The 13,948-nt window shown below is 63.5% G+C and carries 13 protein-coding genes; all 13 read right to left on the bottom strand.

The annotated features are described in order from the left end of the window. Positions 1 to 39: 39 nt before the first annotated feature. Positions 40 to 1,020, bottom strand: a complete 981-nt coding sequence (locus IMX18_RS10940; RefSeq protein ID WP_015270374.1) for an LLM class flavin-dependent oxidoreductase — start codon at positions 1,018 to 1,020, stop codon at positions 40 to 42. A gap of 100 nt (positions 1,021 to 1,120) precedes the next feature. Further along, positions 1,121 to 2,032, bottom strand: a complete 912-nt coding sequence (locus tag IMX18_RS10935) for a LysR family transcriptional regulator (RefSeq protein WP_015270375.1) — start codon at positions 2,030 to 2,032, stop codon at positions 1,121 to 1,123. A 77-nt stretch (positions 2,033 to 2,109) separates the two neighbouring features. Beyond that, positions 2,110 to 2,802 (bottom strand): TraX family protein, encoded by a 693-nt coding sequence (locus IMX18_RS10930; protein WP_080604873.1) that lies wholly within the window; start codon positions 2,800 to 2,802, stop codon positions 2,110 to 2,112. Between the two features lie 3 nt (positions 2,803 to 2,805). Then, complete coding sequence (locus IMX18_RS10925; protein WP_137137487.1) at positions 2,806 to 3,882, bottom strand: metal-dependent hydrolase; 1,077 nt, start codon at positions 3,880 to 3,882, stop codon at positions 2,806 to 2,808. Positions 3,883 to 4,134: 252 nt separating this feature from the next. Then, positions 4,135 to 5,385: an OprD family porin gene (locus IMX18_RS10920; protein ID WP_054573264.1), complete on the bottom strand. Its 1,251-nt coding sequence runs from the start codon at positions 5,383 to 5,385 to the stop codon at positions 4,135 to 4,137. Positions 5,386 to 5,439: 54 nt separating this feature from the next. After that, a complete protein-coding gene (locus tag IMX18_RS10915) occupies positions 5,440 to 6,639 on the bottom strand; it encodes a benzoate/H(+) symporter BenE family transporter (protein ID WP_015270379.1) in 1,200 nt (399 codons plus the stop codon). A 131-nt stretch (positions 6,640 to 6,770) separates the two neighbouring features. Continuing rightward, positions 6,771 to 7,685, bottom strand: a complete 915-nt coding sequence (catA, locus tag IMX18_RS10910; RefSeq protein ID WP_054573262.1) for a catechol 1,2-dioxygenase — start codon at positions 7,683 to 7,685, stop codon at positions 6,771 to 6,773. A 30-nt stretch (positions 7,686 to 7,715) separates the two neighbouring features. Then, positions 7,716 to 9,044 carry an MFS transporter gene (locus tag IMX18_RS10905; RefSeq protein ID WP_054573261.1) on the bottom strand — a complete coding sequence of 443 codons (1,329 nt, stop codon included), beginning with the start codon at positions 9,042 to 9,044 and terminating at the stop codon, positions 7,716 to 7,718. Positions 9,045 to 9,101: 57 nt separating this feature from the next. Beyond that, positions 9,102 to 9,863: a 1,6-dihydroxycyclohexa-2,4-diene-1-carboxylate dehydrogenase gene (locus IMX18_RS10900; protein WP_013972676.1), complete on the bottom strand. Its 762-nt coding sequence runs from the start codon at positions 9,861 to 9,863 to the stop codon at positions 9,102 to 9,104. A 145-nt stretch (positions 9,864 to 10,008) separates the two neighbouring features. After that, positions 10,009 to 11,019, bottom strand: coding sequence for a benzoate 1,2-dioxygenase electron transfer component BenC (benC, locus tag IMX18_RS10895; protein WP_139657707.1), 1,011 nt, complete (start codon positions 11,017 to 11,019; stop codon positions 10,009 to 10,011). Positions 11,020 to 11,092: 73 nt separating this feature from the next. Beyond that, positions 11,093 to 11,578 carry a benzoate 1,2-dioxygenase small subunit gene (gene benB, locus IMX18_RS10890; RefSeq protein ID WP_015270383.1) on the bottom strand — a complete coding sequence of 162 codons (486 nt, stop codon included), beginning with the start codon at positions 11,576 to 11,578 and terminating at the stop codon, positions 11,093 to 11,095. Then, on the bottom strand, positions 11,575 to 12,933 hold the full coding sequence (gene benA / locus IMX18_RS10885; RefSeq protein ID WP_100413644.1) for a benzoate 1,2-dioxygenase large subunit: 1,359 nt from the start codon (positions 12,931 to 12,933) through the stop codon (positions 11,575 to 11,577). Before benA ends, benB begins: the two co-directional genes overlap by 4 nt. 83 nt (positions 12,934 to 13,016) lie before the next feature. After that, positions 13,017 to 13,922 (bottom strand): RHS repeat-associated core domain-containing protein, encoded by a 906-nt coding sequence (locus tag IMX18_RS10880; RefSeq protein WP_015270385.1) that lies wholly within the window; start codon positions 13,920 to 13,922, stop codon positions 13,017 to 13,019. Positions 13,923 to 13,948: the final 26 nt, after the last annotated feature.

Here is a 13,948-nt window from a genome sequence, read left to right as displayed (position 1 = left end):
GCTGTGGGAGCGGGTTCACCCGCGAAGAGGCCGGTAGCTTTAACCCAGCTGCGCCAGGGCCTGCGCGGCATAGGCATGCGAACGCTGCCGCGCCAGCGGGTCGTGGATGCGGCAGTCGATCATCAGTTCATCCGCACCGGTCTGCTCGATCAGCGTGCGCAACCCTTCCCTTACCCGGTCCGGCCCGCCGGCCACGGTGCAGGCCATCACCTGCTCAAGTACCTCGCGTTCATGGTCCGGCAGGCTCTCGACATAGCCCTCCTGCGGCTTGGGCAACAGGCCGACGCGCCCGACGTGCAAGTCCAGCATCCACTTGCGATGGGAGCTGGCCAGATAATCCGCCTCGGCATCGCTGTCGGCGGCGAACAGGTTCATGCCCACCATCACATACGGCTTGGCCAGTTGTGCCGAAGGCTGGAAGTTGGCCCGGTAATGGGCAATGGCCTGCAGCAGGTAGCGCGGGGCAAAGTGCGAGGCGAAGGCATAGGGCAGGCCCAGTTTCGCTGCCAGGTCGGCGCCGAACAGGCTGGAGCCGAGGATCCACACCGGGATGTCATGCTTGCCCGGCACGCCGCGCACGCGGCGCTGGCCGTTGTCGGCCAGGTAGTCACGCAGCTCGGCGATGTCCTGGCTGAAGTCGCGCTCTGGCGCAGCACCACGCAAGGCGCGCACGGTAGGCCCGGAACTGCCCGGCGCACGGCCGAGGCCCAGATCGATGCGGCCAGGGTGCAGGGTGTCGAGCGTACCGAACTGCTCGGCCACCACCAGCGGCGCGTGGTTGGGCAGCATGATGCCACCGGCGCCGACGCGGATATGCCGGGTGGCGTTGGCGATTTCGTTGATGACCAGTGACGTGGCGGCCGAGCCGATGCCCGGCATGTCGTGGTGCTCGGCGATCCAGTAGCGGCTGTAGTGCTGTTGCTCGACATGGCGCGCCAGTTGGCGGGACTCTTCGATCGCGTCGGCGAAGGTCTTGCCTTCGCCGATCATGACCAGGTCCAGTACGGACAGTGCAGTCATGGGGTCTCCACAGGGATTATCAGTGACTGCCAGTTTCCCTGCTGCGCAGCCAGTGATAAACCCGGTTTCAGGCCCGGCATAGGGGCCTGCCATTCCCCAATCAGTCCTCCCAGGGCACGCCCGGTTCCCAGCTGGCTACCAGCAGGTCGATGAAGCCGCGTACCCGTGGCGACAGGTGGCGCTTGCTTGGGTAGACGATGCGAATCGGGTCCGCTGGCGGCCGATAGGCTTGCAGCACCTCCACCAGGGTGCCGGCGCGCAGGTCGTCGCCGGTGATGTAGGTGGGCAGGTGAATCAGCCCGAAACCCGCCCGGGCGCCGGCGAGCATCGCCTCGGAGCTGTCGATGTTCAGCCGCCCGGGGTCTTCGCACAGGTGCAGCCCCGCTTCGGTATGAAAGCGCCACGGCATGACCTTTTCGCCGGCCAGGAAGGCGATCTTGTCATGGCCGTAGAGGTCGCCGGGCACCTGTGGTACGCCGCGTGCGTCCAGGTATGCGGGCGAGGCGCAGGTGACGAACTGCTGCCAGGCCACCGTACGGGTCAAGAGTTGCGAGTCTTCCTTCGGCACACCGATACGCACCGCAACGTCGATACCCTCCTCGACCAGGTCGACGAAACGGTCGGTGAAGCGTATATCCGCGCGCAGCTCGGGCCACTGCTTCAGGTAGCGGTCGAGAATCGGCAGCACATGGCGCTGACCGAACGACAGGGGTGCTGTCAGGCGCAGGGTGCCGGTGGGCTTGCCACGGCGCTGGGCCATAGTGCTTTCCACCTCGTCCAGGTCATCCAGAATCTGCCGCCAGCGTTCATAGGCCACCAGGCCCTCGTCGGTCAGGCTCAGCTTGCGCGTGGTGCGGTTGAGCAAGCGCACGGCCATGCGCGCCTCCAGGCGAGCGATGCTCTTGCCCACCGCCGAGCGCGTCAGGCCCAAGGTGGCGGCGGCGGCGGTAAAACTGCCAGCCTTCGCGGCGCTGACGAAGGCGGTGATGTCGCCGAAGCGGTTGGGTTCCATGGGTGGTTCCTGAGTCTGGTGCGGCTGGTTTAGATAGGTATGGATTTGTGAAATGCAAGCAGGACTGTCGAGAGCGATCAAGCGAAGACCTTGATCACCACTAAATGCACCGGATAGAACAGGTAACCCCAACGCCCCACCGCAGGCACCCGCCAACCCTCCTGACGCAGCAACGACCACCCGAGCGGAATCGCCAAGGCCGCGGCCATCAGCGTCAGCACGGTAAACGGCGCCAACAGATGCTCCTGCAACCAGCTGTTGGTCAGGTTCCCCCCCATGGCCAACAGGCAGGGCAACAACCAGGCTGCCCCTTCCTTGCGCCGAGCCATCAACCAGGCGCCCGGCAGCATCACCCCCGGCAGCCCGTACATCAGCTGTTCGCTGAACAGCCACCCTGCAAGCAGACCGGCAAAGCCAAGCACGCGCGCCGAAATCAACGGATGATGCACACCCCAGGCAACCAGCAACCCCAACACCAGGGTCGGCATCACACTGAACGTTGACGAACCACTGTCCAGCCAACGGTACGCAGGTTCCGACAGCACCGCGAACACCAGCATCAGCCCCAGATAACGCAGGTTGCCGCGGGTATAGAGCGCACCGCACCTGGTGCGCGCCACATTCACCGCAATCGCCAGGCAAAACAGTGGAAACGCCAACCGGCCAACCACGAACAAGCCATCGGCATCAGGCCACAGAAAACGCAGGTGGTCGGCGACCATGGTCAGCATCGCCGTCCACTTGACCAGGTCCAGCCCGGCTGAACGCACGCCTCAGCGCCCGCGCTCGACTGTGGCAGGCCCCAGGTAGCGATCGGTCCACGCGGCCAGCGGCAAAGGTGGCTGCTGCTCGACGATCCGTCGCCAGATCAGCACCAGGTCGTCGCCATTGAACGTCGCCCCTGGCCCGGCACCCTCCCACAGCGACGGCACATCGGCAATCCAGTGCCCCTGGCTGTCTCGGTGGGCCATGTTGAAGCGGAACGTGTAGTTACCCGGGATACCCATGCGCAGGTCGCTGACCACCAGCGCATCGCCGATCTGGTCGTAGCGCAGCCAGTCGTCGGTGAACCAGCGCAGGCGCTGGTGCAACGGGTGCCCGGCCAGCGCTTGCGCCAGTTGAAGATTACGCGGCAAACGTTGCATTTCTGGCGGGTGCTGGTCGAACCCGCTGCTGATGCCCTCGTAGTAATCGCCATCCGGGGTCTTGGCCAGCACCCGCCAGACCAGGCTGTTGAACGCTATCGGCACGGCACGCACCTGGCTGACGGCGATGCCTTGACGGTCGAGGGCAGCCTGGAACCGCTGCTCGGCCGCCATGCGTCCGGCCAGGCCGAACCCCAGGTAGGCTGCGCTGAAGAGCAAGGCCAAGGTAATTATCTGCACCGCCTTGCTTGTCAGCCCCTTGATGCTTGCGTAGATCACCGCGGCCAGCAGCGGCACGGTGTAGACCGGGTCGATGATGAACACCGCCGCCCAGCTTTCCGGGGTGGCCTGCAAGGGCCAGAACAACTGCGTGCCGTAGACCGTGAAGGCGTCGAGCAACGGGTGGGTGACCAGCACCAGCCAGAACGCCAGGAACAGCCTGGGCAAGGTATAGCCTTTGCCTGGCCAGCATTTGTTGACCAGCCAGGCCAGCAGCAAGGCCAGCCCGGTGAGCACGAACAAGGAATGAGAAAAGCCGCGGTGGTAGGTCATCTGCGACACCGGGTCGGCGTAGCGGATGATCACGTCCAGGTCGGGAAGCGTGCCCAGCGCCGCACCATACAACAGTGAGCGGCGGCCCTGGATGCGGCCGAGCACGGTACCTTGCAAGGCCGCGCCGAGTACGGCCTGGGTGATGGAGTCCAAGGGTGGCATTCCTGAAAGGGAGGTTTCCGGAAGCTAACTTCATCCGGGCCCAATGCGCAATTCCTCTTGAAGGTGCATCTGTAACGGGCTGCCTGCACTGGCCTCATCGCCGGCAAGCCAGCTCCCACCCCGACCGCGTTGAGCTCAAGGTATGCGCTATCCCTGTGGGAGCTGGCTTGCCGGCGATGAGGTCAGTGCAGGCAACATAAGACAGCTGCTCCCACCGGGTTTGCACATGCCTCTATGGATGATTCAGAACAACTGCCAGGTGTACACCAGCGTCAAGCGGTTCTCGTCGATGTCGCTGCGGTAGTTGGACCGGGCCATGGCATTGCGCACCCGGATCCCCAGCCCCTTCAGCACACCGCCCTGCACCGCATAACCGATGTCCAGGTCGCGCTCGCGGTCGCGCCCTTCGTAACCCAGCCCGGTATCGACATTGTTACCGGTTATGTAGCGCACGGTCGCGGTCAGCCCCGGCACGCCCATAGCCGCGAAGTTGTAGTCGTAGCGCACCTGGTACGAGCGTTCGTCGGTGTAGGCGAACTCATAGGTCGGTACTTCGTTACCCAGCGGCGAGATGTTGGCGAACACCCGTGGGAACGGGCTGTCGCCATAAATGCCCTGGTAGCCGGCATGGAAGCTGTGCCCGCCATGCCGGGCAGTGAACATCGAGAAGAACGCCTGGTTGTCGATGTTGCCGAGCAACGCATCGCCGTCCTCGCGTGCGGTGAAATACCCCAGGTTGGCACTGAGCACCCAGTTGCCCAGGGGCTTGCTGTGCTTGAGGCCGACAAAGCCCTGTTCGTAAATGTCCTCAAGCTGCCCATACCACAGGCTGACGCTGCTCTGGTTGGCATTGAACGCATAGTCACCGCCCAGGTAGTTGAAGGCGTCGCTTTCTACCTGGCGGATCGGCACATGGCCGAGCATGGCGTTCATCTTGCCGTCGCCGCCTTCGTTGCGCAGGTGGGTGCTTTTCAGGTGCCCGGCCTGCACGGTCAGGCCGTCGATTTCCGCCGAGCTCAGGCTGGCGCCCTGGTAGGTCGGTGGCAACAGGCGGATGTCGCTAAAGGTCAGCACCGGCAGGTTGGGTTGCAGTTCGCCGACGCGCAATTCGGTTTTGGACAGCCGGGCCTTGAAGGTGGGCGCCAGGCGGCTGTATTCGTCGGCGGCGCGGCCGTCGCCGTGCACCGGCAGCAACCCGGTATTGGTGCGGTCTGGGCTGCTGTCGAGCTTGATGCCCAGCAGGCCCAGGGCATCAATGCCAAAGCCGACCGTGCCCGGGGTGTAGCCCGACTTGAAGTCGAGGATGAAGCCCTGGGCCCACTCCTCGGCCTTGGATTGCCGGTTTGCCCCGACGATGTCGGAGAAGTCGCGGCTGAAGTAGTAGTTACGGGCACTCAGGGTGGCCTTCGAATCTTCGAAGAAGCCGCCTTCGGCGGCCAGCAACGGTTGGCTGAGCAAAGTCAGGCCCAGGGCGACGCAAGGGGTGTGGTTCATTCCGAAGCTCTCTTGATCTTGTTTTTATGGGTAAAGCGTTGGAAGCACGGCGGTTCATGGGGTACGGCGCAGCACCTCCCGGGCACGTGGCTGGCGCAGCCTGAGCAACCCATGGCTCAGCAGGCCGAACAGCAAGCCCCAGAACGCTGCCGACAGGCCCAGGAAGGCCACCCCCGAAGCGGTGACCAGGAAGGTGAACAGCCCGGCATCGCGCTCGGTTGGTTCCGCCAGGCTGCGGGCCAGGGCTTCGCTGATGGCGCCATACAGGGCCAGCCCGGCCAGGGCGGCGATCAGGGCGGCGGGGAATGCTGCAAACAGCGACATCAGCGTGGCCCCGGCGATCCCCAGCAGCAGGTACAGCGCACTGCCAGCCACCGCCGCGACATAGCGCCGCCGTGGGTTTTCATGGGCTTCATGGCCAGTGCACAGGCTGGCAGTGACCGCCGCCAGGTTCAGCCCGTGGCAACCGAACGGCGCCAGCGCGGCACCGGCCAGCGCGCTGGCACTAATGATCGGGCTGGCCGGCGTGGGGTAGCCGGCGTTGCGCAGTACTGCCATGCCCGGCATGAACTGCCCGGTAAGGGCCACCAGCACCAGCGGCAGTGCCAGGCTGAATACCGCTGCCAGGCTGAACTGCGGGGTGACCCACTGCGGCGACGCCAGCTCCAGCACCAATGCCTCGCTGCGAAACGCACCGCTGGCCACGGTCACCAGCGTGCCCACGCACAGCACCGCCGCCACGGCGTAGCGCGGCTGCACCCGGCGCATCAGCACGTAGGTGACGAACATCGCCAGTACCAGCAGCGGTTGCACCGGCAAGGCGCGGAACACCTCGATGCCGAAGCTGAACAGGATGCCGGCCTGCATGCCGGCGGCGATGGAGCCCGGCAGGCGCGCGATGATGCGGTCGAAGGCCCCGCTGATGCCGATCAGCAGCAGGAACAGGTTGGCTACCAGGTAGGCGCCAACGGCCTGTTCCAGGCCCAGTTGCGGCAAGGCGGTGACCAGCAGCGCCGAGCCAGGGATCGACCAGGCGATCACCACCGGCACCCGGTAGCGCAGGCTGAGCAGCGCGCCGAGTACGGCACTGCCCATGGACACTGCCCAGACCCAGGAGGACAGTTGCCGATGGGACAGGCCGGCAGCTTCTGCGGCGTGGAAGATGATCACCAAGGGGCCTGCGTAGGAGATCATCGTGGCGATGCAGCCGGCGACGATGGCGGACAGTGAACTGTCCTTGATCAGGGTTTTCATGGCACCTCTCGCATCGGTGATGTATGGCAAGGGCTGCGCCCTTGATCGCCGGCAAGCCAGCTCCCACAGGGATCCCACTGGTTTCAGCCCTGTGGTGATCCTGTGGGAGCTGGCTTGCCGGCGATAAGGCCTCAGGCCTCTTGCAAAGCCCGCGGCCGCCCACTGCGCTGCTCATTGGCACCGCCCCGGGCCTGCTGCAACTGGAAGTCGAATTTCAACTCGGCATGTCGCCCCGCCTCGCCCTCGACGAACACCACCTCGCCCACCAGCCCATCCCGCGTGGCATAGGCAAAGTCATCCCACAGGTACTTGTCTCCGGCCAGGTTGATCTGCGTGGTCAGGTGTCGGTACCCCGGTGCCGAGATAAAGAAGTGCACATGCGCCGGACGCTGGCCGTGACGGCCGAGCAGGTCCAGGCACTCCTGGGTCGGCCCCTGTGGATCGCAGCCATACCCGGACGGCACGATGGAGCGCGCGCGGTAGCGGCCTTCGCCATCGGTGATGATGCGTCGGCGCAGGTTGTACTCGGACTGGCTCTGGTCGAAGAACGAATAGGTGCCACGGGTATTGGCATGCCACAGGTCGACCGTGGCCCCAGGCAACGGCCGCCCTTGTGGGTCGAGCACCTGGCCCTCGAGGTACATCGGCGTGGCCACGCCCTCCTCGCTACCGTCATCCATGCGTACTTCACCTTCGGCGATCGGCGCGCCGGCCACGTACAGCGGGCCTTCGATGGTGCGTGGAGTGCCGCCGACAAGGCCTGCTTGCTGGTCCTTGGCATCCTGCAGCAGGTCGAGGAAGTGCTCGATGCCCAACCCAGCCACCAGCAACCCGGCCTCCCCGCGGCCACCAAGGCGGTTGAGGTAGTCGACGGCATGCCAGAACTCGTCTTCGCTGATGTCCAGGTCTTCGATCAGCCGCGCGGTGTCCTGCAGCACGCGTTGCACGATGCGCTTAAGGCGCGGGCTGCCGGCATCGTTGCCAAAGCCTGCGGCCTCTTCGAAGAACTGCTGTACCTCGGCAGTGTGGGAAATTTTCACGGTCATGGTGGTTTACCTCATGTTGTTTTTCTGGAGTTACGCCTGTGCCGCAACCGCCTGGGCGTGCCGACGGCCGCTGGCCAGGTGCACGGCCATGGCCAGCGCGGCAATTGCGCCAGGGATGGCGAAAGCAATGAAATTGAGCTGCAGGGGCAGGTTGATGCCCATCAGCGCACCACCCAGCAGCGGGCCGACGATGGCACCGTTGCGGCCGATGCCCGAGGCCCAGCCCAGCCCGGTGGAGCGCACCGATAGCCCGTAGAGTTGAGCGGCGCCGGCATACAGCAGGATCTGCGTGCCGATGGTGGTGGCGCCGGCAATGAAGATCAGCAGGTACAGCACCGGCATCGGGCTGTTGACGCCCAGCAGGCTGATCGACAGCGCGGCGGCGATGAAGAACGCCACTTTGACTTTGACCAGGCTGTAACGGTCGCCCAGCCAGCCACCGAGAATCGCCCCGGCCATGCCACCGAAGTTCAGCGCCAGCAGGAACGACAGGCTCGAGCCCAGGCTGTAGCCGGCGTTGGCCATCAGCTTCGGCAGCCAGGAGCTGAGCGCGTAGACCATCAGCAGGCAGCAGAAGAACGCCAGCCACAGCGCCAGGGTGCGAATGGCCAGGCCGTTGCGAAACAGTTCCAGCACCGACGCCCCGCTGCCTTTGCGGTCGGCCGCCTGCAGCGCATCGTCCGCCTTCACGTCGCAATCCGGGTCCAGCCGCTTGAGCAGCTTGCGGGCCTCGTCGGTACGGCCCTGGCGTACCAGGAAACCGATCGATTCAGGGAGGTAGTACAGGATTACCGGCAACAACAGCAGTGGCACCGCTGCGGCGAAGAACATCGATTCCCAGCCGAAACGCGGCAGCATGAAGATGCCGACACCCGCCGAGAGCATGCCGCCCAGCGAGTAGCCACTGAACATGATCGCTACCAACGTACTGCGCAGTCGCTTGGGCGCGTACTCGTTCATCAGTGCCACGGCGTTGGGCATCAGGCCGCCACAGCCCAGGCCGGCAATGAAGCGGTAGATGCCGAACTCGCTCGGGCTGCTGGCAAACCCGTTGAGGATGGTCGCCCCGGAGAACAAGGCAAAACAGATGGCGATGCCCTTCTTGCGCCCGATGCGATCGGCCAGGCTGCCGAACGCCAGGGCGCCGAACATCATGCCGAACAGCGCATAGCTGCCCAGTGCACCGGCCTGCAACGGGGTCAGGCCCCACTCTTTCATGATGACCGGCAGTACCACGCCGTAGATGAACAAGTCATAGCCGTCGAAGATCAGCAGCAGGCCGCACCAGGCCATGACCATCCAGTGGAAGGGGGTAAAGCGCGCATTATCGATGATCGGGTGTACGTCAAGGGTTCGCATGGCATCTGTCGCTCTTGTTTTTGTTGTGAAAGAAAGCTTTTTGCCTAGGGGTGTCGCTCAGCCGAGGTCGCCGCCCCCTACCGGCAAGGTCACGCCGGTGATGTACGAGGCTTCGTCGGAAGCGAGGAACAGGATCGCGCCGACCTGCTCGTCGATGCTGCCGTAGCGGTGCATCAGGCTGCTGTCGAGGGTCTGGTCGACGATCTGCTGGTACCAGTGCTTTTCCTGTTCGGTCTGCTCGGCACTGTTGCGCGGTACGCGCCGGGGTGGCGCTTCGGTGCCGCCGGGAGCAGTGGCGTTGACCCGGATGCCACGGCCGGCGGTTTCAAAGGCCAGGCACGCAGTCAGCGCGTTGACGCCACCCTTGGCTGCGCCGTAGGGCACGCGGTTGACGCCACGGGTGGCGATGGACGAGACGTTGACGATGGCGCCGCTGCCACGCTCGAGCATGTATGGCAGTGCGGCATGGCAGCACCACAGGGTGGGGAACAGCGAACGGCGTACTTCGGCTTCGATCTGGTCCACTTCGTAGTGTTCGAAGGGCTTGGCCCAGATGGTGCCGCCAACGTTGTTGACCAGGATGTCGAGGCGGCCGAACGCTTCAACCGCGTTGGCCATTACCCTGGCGCAGTCACCATATTGTTCCAGGTCGGCGGTGAGGGTGAGCATGCCCTCGCTGGCCAGTTCGTGAACCAGTTCGGAGCGGTCTACCGCTATCACTTGCGCGCCTTCGGCCTTAAGCCGCCAGCACACGCCACGGCCGATGCCCTGGGCGGCACCGGTGACCAGGGCGACCTTGCCTTGGAATCGGTTGTTCATATCCATCTCTCCGGTTCGCCACGGTTCCTGTGGGAGCGGGCATGCCCGCGAATGCGTCCGACCAGACAAAGTTGTTGAACCTGCTGGCCTCTTCGCGGGCACGCCCGCTCCCACAGGGTCGGCGTATTACTTGGAATAAAAGGAATCAGGCCGCCGCCGCGAACTTCTCGTAGTAGAAGTTCGCCGGGGTAATGCCCTGCTCGCGCACGTACTGGCTGACCGCCTCGACCATCGGTGGCGGGCCGCACAGGTACACATCCACATCACCATCGTTGAGGTGGCGCGGTTCGATGTGCTGGGTCACGTAGCCCTTCTGCGGGTACTGGCTGTCCGGGTTGGCCACGCAGGCACTGAAGGTGAAGTTGGGGATGCGCGCCGCCAGCGCCTGCAGGCGGTCGAGTTCGACCAGGTCGAAGTCGTTGGTCACGCCGTAGATCAGGTGCAGCGGGTGCTCGCTACCCTGCTCGGCGATCTTCTCCAGCATCGCCGTGAACGGCGCCAGGCCCGTACCACCGGCCAGCAGCAACAGCGGGCGCTGGATCGGCCGCAGGTAGAAGCTGCCCAGCGGCCCGGCCAGGGTCATGCTGTCGCCGGCCTTGGCCAGGTTGGTCAGGAAACTGCTCATCAACCCACCCGGCACGTTGCGGATCAGGAAGCTGACCTCGCCGTCCTTCTGCAGCGAGCTGAACGAATAGGCTCGGCTCTGCTCGCTGCCCGGCACCTTGAGGTTGACATATTGCCCCGGCAGGAAGGCCAGGCGGCTGAGGGATTCACCCTTGATCGACAGGGCAATGGTGCTGGCCGACAATTGGCGGACATCACTGATGGCGGCCTCGAAACTGGCCTGTTCGGTCTTGCACAGCTGCGACGAGGCCGGGATGCGGATGACGCAGTCGCTCTCGGCGCGCATCTGGCAGGTCAGTACGTAACCTTCGGAGATTTCATCTTCGCTCAGGGCATCTTCGATGAAGTTGTCGCCCAGGTCGTAGCGGCCGGACTCGGCCTTGCACTTGCAGGTACCGCAGGCGCCGTCGCGGCAGTCCAGCGGGATGTTGATGCCCTGGCGGTAGGCGGCGTCGGCCACGGTTTCATGGCCGGCGGCCTCGATGAAGCGGGTAACCCCGTCTTCGAAATTCAGTGCGATCTGGTAGCTCATGTTGCACCTCGCGGGCGAGCCTGGCCACGGCACGTCGCAGGACGCTCCGGGCAGCGCTCGCAAAAACCCTGGATCAGATGTGGTAGATGTCGATGACCTGGCGAACGTAGTCGTTCTTCAGCACCACCTTCTTGGCCTTGATCAGCGGCTGCTCGCCGCGCAGGTCGAGGTTGTAGAAGCTGGTGCCGAAGTAACTGTCGGTGGTCTTGTAGCGGAAGCTCAGGGTGTGCCAGTTGAAGCGCACCTGGCAGCTGCCCTCGCCCTGCTCGACGATCTCGATGTTGCTGATGTTGTGCGAGGTGCGGGTGTCGGGCACGGTTGCACTGGAGCGCTCGGTCTTGATGCGGAACACCCGGTCTTCCAGGCCGCCTCGGTTGCCGTACCAGATCAGCGAGATTTCGCTTTGTGGGTCTTCGGTAAGGGTGTCGTCATCGTCCCAGCTCGGCATCCAGAAGGTGCAATCACTGGCGTACATTTCCAGCCACTGATCCCACTGGGCGTCATCCAGGTAACGCGCTTCGCGGAAAAGGAAGTCGCGCACGGTTGCATACAGGCTCATTGCACGGCCTCCACGGGGATCAGTTGCTGTTCATCCTTCAAGGCCTGGATCATGGTTTCCTGCCAGTACTTGTGCTGCAGCACGAACAGGCCTTCGTCCTCGGTGCGTACGCCCGACAGCAGCGGCTTGAGCTCGATTTCCCGGGCCGCCTCGTCGGCGCCTTCCACCCAGTGTTCAGCGCCGCGGGACATGTCGTTCCAGCCGGTACCGCCGCCGTAGCCGGTCTGGCACGAGCGAAACTCTTCCAGGTCGTCGGGGGTGGCCATGCCGCTGACGTTGAAGAAGTCTTCGTACTGGCGAATGCGCTTGGCGCGGGCATCGGCGCTCTCGCCTTTCGGCGCGATGCAGTAGATGGTGATTTCGGTCTTGTTCACCGAAATCGGCCGGGCGATGCGGATCTGCGAGCTGAACTGGTCCATCAGGTACACGTTCGGGTACAGGCACAGGTTGCGCGAGTTCTCGATCATCCAGTCGGCACGGGCCTGGCCGAAGTCGGCGGCCAGTTGGTTGCGGCGCTCGTAGGCCGGGCGGTCCTCGGGGTTGGCCCAGCGGGTCCACAGCAGCAGGTGGCCGTGGTCGAAGGAGTAGAAGCCACCGCCCTGCTTGGCCCAGGCACCGGCGCTCATGGTCTTGATCTCGTCACCCGCCTCGCGCTGCTTGCGCTGGTTCTGGGTGGCGGCATAGTTCCAGTGCACGGAGCTGACGTGGTAGCCGTCGGCGCCGTTCTCGGCGGTTAGCTTCCAGTTGCCTTCGTAGATGTACGAACTGGCGCCACGCAGCACTTCCAGGCCTTCCGGCGACTGGTCGACGATCATGTCGATGATCTTGGCCGACTCGCCCAGGTGCTCGACCAACGGCTTGACGTCGGCCTTCAGGCTGCCGAACAGGAAGCCACGGTACGACTCGAAGCGTGCCACCTTGGTCAGGTCGTGGGAGCCGTGGCAGTTGAAGCTGTCGGGGTAGCCGGCGTTGCTTGGGTCTTTGACCTTGAGCAGCTTGCCGCTGTTGTTGAAGGTCCAGCCGTGGAACGGGCAGGTGTAGCTGGCGCGGTTGCCGCGCTTGTGCCGGCAGAGCATGGCGCCGCGGTGGCTGCAGGCATTGAGGAAGGCGTTGAGCTCACCGTCCTTGTTGCGCGCGATGAAGATCGGCTGGCGCCCCATGGTCAGGGTGAGGAAGTCGTTTTTCTCGGGGATCTGGCTTTCATGGGCCAGGTAGATCCAGTTGCCCTCGAAGATGTGTTTCATCTCCAGGTCGAACAGGCGTGGGTCGGTGAACATCTCGCGCTTGCAGCGGTAGATGCCCTTTTCACGGTCGTCCTCGAGCAAGGCATTGAGGTAGTCGAATCCCAGGGACATGGCCAGGGTCTCCCTTGTTATTGTTTAGACCTGGTCAGGTTAGGGAGACGGCTGGCGGGGGACTATCCGGATTGTGCAGAGTGTTATCCAGCTTTGCCGGGGTCTCGCACTTGTTGACTCAGCCGTTTGGGGTCATGGAGCCAGCTGTTTACTTGAGGTATCTCCTCAGCTGCTTTCATGCGACTATGGAGCGCGTCAAGAACCACGAATGCTTCAAGATTCTGTTCCCGCTCCGCTATAAGCCAATTGCGGCCACTGCTCCAGTTAACTGGCGTTCTATCAATCAGCCACCCTTTTTTCGCAATACGAGTTGACAACGTTAAGACGCTACCCTCCACCAGCAACTTCTGCCCATCAGACCATATAGCCGCGTTCATGATTGGTTCTATTTGATTCCCATAACCACGACCCAGTGCATCAACCGCCTTTACAACATGCTGGCCTACTACACGGGGGGCAGACTTGCCTCCGTTGAAATCTGGATTGATGCTATACCCGCTTTTGGTGCTTCCAGCCTTAGGCCGGATGCTTGGGAGTTTTACTTTTGGAACAACTATATGACCGCTGGGGTCAGTATTATTAACTGGATCACCACCACAATAGGCGTAACAGTTTATTCCTCCAGCACCCATTGGGCTCAAGCTGTCCGGGCTGTTGAACCGCATCAAACCCGGGTTGAGCGCACGATATCCCTCCCCCAACAAGTAGTGCCCTGTTACAGACTCTTTTTTCTGCCCGCTGTAGCGAAGTACAGTTGCGCATTGCTCGTTTCCATCAAATCCATAAACTGTGTACTGCAGCGAACAAGGGGGAAACTGCAAGATAGATCCATGCTCGTCCATGGCGTAGAACGCCGCCTGCCCACCATTGCGCTGTGCCAGTGCCCGGCCAGCGCCCCGCAGCAAAGCCGAAGCCCCTGCGCCGGTATGTTTGACCAGCGCGAGGCCTTCGGGGGAATAGAAATAGAGATCCTTCTGTAACGTCGACATGGTTGCCACCTTTTACCCGAAATAAA

The organism is Pseudomonas shirazica (genome assembly GCF_015168335.1).
Classification (GTDB): Bacteria; Pseudomonadota; Gammaproteobacteria; order Pseudomonadales; family Pseudomonadaceae; genus Aquipseudomonas; species Aquipseudomonas asiatica.
This window is presented reverse-complemented; position numbering and strand designations above follow the sequence as displayed.

Excerpts from the sequence above, each read along its gene's own strand:
- IMX18_RS10940 (WP_015270374.1), bottom strand. The coding sequence starts at position 1,020 with ATGACTGCACTGTCCGTACTGGACCTGGTCATGATCGGCGAAGGCAAG.
- IMX18_RS10935 (WP_015270375.1), bottom strand. The coding sequence starts at position 2,032 with ATGGAACCCAACCGCTTCGGCGACATCACCGCCTTCGTCAGCGCCGCG.
- IMX18_RS10920 (WP_054573264.1), bottom strand. The coding sequence starts at position 5,385 with ATGAACCACACCCCTTGCGTCGCCCTGGGCCTGACTTTGCTCAGCCAA.
- IMX18_RS10915 (WP_015270379.1), bottom strand. The coding sequence starts at position 6,639 with ATGAAAACCCTGATCAAGGACAGTTCACTGTCCGCCATCGTCGCCGGC.
- catA (WP_054573262.1), bottom strand. The coding sequence starts at position 7,685 with ATGACCGTGAAAATTTCCCACACTGCCGAGGTACAGCAGTTCTTCGAA.
- IMX18_RS10905 (WP_054573261.1), bottom strand. The coding sequence starts at position 9,044 with ATGCGAACCCTTGACGTACACCCGATCATCGATAATGCGCGCTTTACC.
- IMX18_RS10900 (WP_013972676.1), bottom strand. The coding sequence starts at position 9,863 with ATGAACAACCGATTCCAAGGCAAGGTCGCCCTGGTCACCGGTGCCGCC.
- benC (WP_139657707.1), bottom strand. The coding sequence starts at position 11,019 with ATGAGCTACCAGATCGCACTGAATTTCGAAGACGGGGTTACCCGCTTC.
- benB (WP_015270383.1), bottom strand. The coding sequence starts at position 11,578 with ATGAGCCTGTATGCAACCGTGCGCGACTTCCTTTTCCGCGAAGCGCGT.
- benA (WP_100413644.1), bottom strand. The coding sequence starts at position 12,933 with ATGTCCCTGGGATTCGACTACCTCAATGCCTTGCTCGAGGACGACCGT.
- IMX18_RS10880 (WP_015270385.1), bottom strand. The coding sequence starts at position 13,922 with ATGTCGACGTTACAGAAGGATCTCTATTTCTATTCCCCCGAAGGCCTC.